Genomic DNA, 2,726 nt, shown 5'->3' on the forward strand with positions numbered 1-2,726 from the left:
CCCGTCGTTCGTGCCGGCCACCCATCCGCGCCTGGCCGAGGGCGAGGTGCCGCGCAGCGTCTTCGCCACGCTGCGCGACGGCGACGTGCTGGTACACCACCCGTACCACTCGTTCGCCACCAGCGTGCAGCGCTTCGTCGAGCAGGCCGCGGCCGACCCGAACGTGCTCGCCATCAAGCAGACGCTCTACCGCACCAGCGGCGACTCCCCGATCGTGGACGCGCTGGTCGACGCGGCCGCCGCCGGCAAGCAGGTGGTGGTGCTGGTGGAGCTGAAGGCGCGCTTCGACGAGGTGGCGAACATCGGCTGGGCGCGCACGCTGGAACGGGCCGGCTGCCACGTGGTGTACGGCCTGGTGGGCCTCAAGACGCACTGCAAGACCGCGCTCGTCGTACGCCAGGAGGGCAACCAGATCCGCCGGTACTGCCACATCGGCACCGGCAACTACCACCCGAAGACGGCAAGGCTCTACGAGGACTTCGGCATGCTCACCGCCGACCCGGAGATCGGCGCCGACCTGACCGACCTGTTCAACGTGCTCACCGGCTACAGCCGGCAGACCGCGTACCGGCGGCTGCTGGTGGCGCCGCAGGGCATCCGCAGCGGCCTGATCGAGCGCATCGACAGGGAGATCGAGCACGTCCGGCTGGGCATGCCGGGGCTGGTGCAGTTCAAGGTGAACTCCCTGGTGGACGAGGAGATCACCGACGCGCTCTACCGGGCGTCGCGGGCCGGCGTGCACGTGGACCTGCTGATCCGGGGCATGTGCACGCTGCGGCCGGGCGTGCCGGGGCTGTCGGAGAACATCCGGGTCCGCTCGATTCTCGGCCGGTTCCTGGAGCACTCCCGGATCTTCCGGTTCGGCAACAACGGCGACGCCGAGTTCTGGATGGGCTCGGCCGACCTGATGCACCGCAACCTGGACCGCCGGGTCGAGGCGCTGGTGCAGGTGAGCGATCCGGTGGCCCGCGCCGAGCTGGACCACGTCCTCACCGCCGCGTTCGACCCCGACGTGGACGCGTTCGAGCTGGCCGCCGACGGCACCTGGCACCGGCGTACCGGCGACGGCGACACGCCGCTGACCCACCTGCAGGACCTGTTGCTGCGCCGGGTCGGCGGCCGGGCGGACTGAGCGGGCCGTGGCGCGTGCCGGGCGGGCATACGGTGAGCGGGTGAGCGACGACGAGCCGGTACGGATCCGGGCCGCGGGCGGCGTGGTGTGGCGCCCGGGCCCGGCCGGCGTCGAGGTCTGCCTCGTGCACCGCCCCCGGTACGGCGACTGGTCGTTGCCGAAGGGCAAGCTGGACCGCGGCGAGCATCCGCTGGTCGCCGCCGTCCGTGAGGTCGCCGAGGAGACCGACGTACGCGCGGTGCCGCAGGTGCGCCTGCCCACCGTCCGCTACCGCAGCGAGGGTCACGCCAAGGCGGTCGACTACTGGTCGATGCGGGCGGCCGGCGCCGGCGGCTTCCAGCCCGGCACCGAGGTCGACGACGTGGCCTGGTTCCCGGTCGACGACGCGGTACGCCGGGTCAGCTACCCGCACGACGCCGAGGTGATCGCCGCGTTCGCGGCGCTGCCGCCGGTCACCGCGACCGTGCTGCTGGTGCGGCACGCCAGCGCCGGCAAGCGCGGCACCTGGACCGGCCCGGACCACGGGCGCCCGCTGGACGACGACGGGCAGGCCCAGGCGCTGGCGCTGGTGCCCCTCGTGGCCCTGGTCCGCCCGGCCCGCCTGTGCTCCGCCTCGGCGCGCCGCTGCGTGCAGACGCTGAGTCCGGCCGCGGCCCGGCTGGACCTGCCGATCGAGGTGTGCGGCGACTTCGACGAGCCGGAGCCGGGCCAGCAGGTCGAGGAGTGCGCGCTCGCCGCCGCGGCCCGCCTGGTCGCGCTGGCGCAGGCCGCCGGGACGGTGGCGGTGTGCAGCCAGGGCAAGGTGATCCCGGGCGCGCTGGAACGGCTCACCGGCCGGGTGGACGCGGACTTCACCACCGCCAAGGGCGGTGGCTGGCTGCTGCCGTTCGCCGGTGACCGGCTGGTCCTCGCCGACCGGCTGTGAGGCGGCTCAGGGCAGCGTGACGGTGAGCGTCACCGGGAGGTGGTCGCTGGCCTCGGTGCGCGGCGCGCGTACCTCGGTGGCGGTCAGGCCCGGGGAGACGAAGACGTGGTCGATCTGGGTGCGCGGGTCGTCGGCCGGGCTGGTCCGCAACGGCCGGGCCGGGGCCAGCGCGTCCACCAGCCCGGCGCCGGTGAACTCGGCGAACGCCGGGTCGGCCGGCTCGGTGTTCAGGTCGCCACCGAGCACCAGCGGACGGCCGGCGGCGTACCGGCCGGCGAACGCGGCCACCTCGCGGGCCTGCTCCACCGGATCCCGGCCGGGCGGCGGTTGCAGGTGCGTGGCCACCACTGCCAGCTCGCGACCACCGAGGTCGAGCGTGACGCCGAGGGCCTGCGCACCGGTCGGCGCGCCGTGCGCGGTCAGCCGCCGCGTCTGCCCGGAACGCGCCGGGAACCGGCTGAGCACCGCGTCGCCCCAGACCGGGTCGGCGGCGGGCGCGAAGACGTACGGCATCTCCAGCCGCCGGGCCAGCAACGCCAGCGTGTCGTGGCCGCCGTTGAGCCACCAGCCCCGGTCCACCTCGCTGAGCAGCACGATGTCCGCGCCGCGCAGCTCCCGGGCCAGCGCGTCGAGGTCCAGCCGGCCGTCCAGGCCGAACCCCATCCGGAT

At 74.6% G+C, this 2,726-nt stretch carries 3 protein-coding genes; 2 read left to right on the forward strand and 1 reads right to left on the reverse strand.

The features are described 5' to 3' along the window. Both ppk1 and KBX39_RS28200 read left to right on the forward strand, forming a co-directional pair. Positions 1 to 1,132: polyphosphate kinase 1 (gene ppk1, locus KBX39_RS28195; protein ID WP_210873424.1), on the forward strand; the 1,132-nt coding region annotated here is incomplete at its 5' end. 7 nt (positions 1,133 to 1,139) lie between these two features. After that, positions 1,140 to 2,057, forward strand: a complete 918-nt coding sequence (locus KBX39_RS28200; protein WP_210873427.1) for an NUDIX hydrolase — start codon at positions 1,140 to 1,142, stop codon at positions 2,055 to 2,057. Positions 2,058 to 2,063: 6 nt separating this feature from the next. Here KBX39_RS28200 and KBX39_RS28205 read toward each other — a convergent pair. After that, positions 2,064 to 2,726: endonuclease/exonuclease/phosphatase family protein (locus KBX39_RS28205; RefSeq protein WP_210873429.1), on the reverse strand; the 663-nt coding region annotated here is incomplete at its 5' end.

Origin of the sequence: Micromonospora sp. D75 (assembly GCF_018070405.1) — a bacterium.
In the GTDB taxonomy this organism is placed as follows: Bacteria; Actinomycetota; Actinomycetes; order Mycobacteriales; family Micromonosporaceae; genus Micromonospora; species Micromonospora chalcea.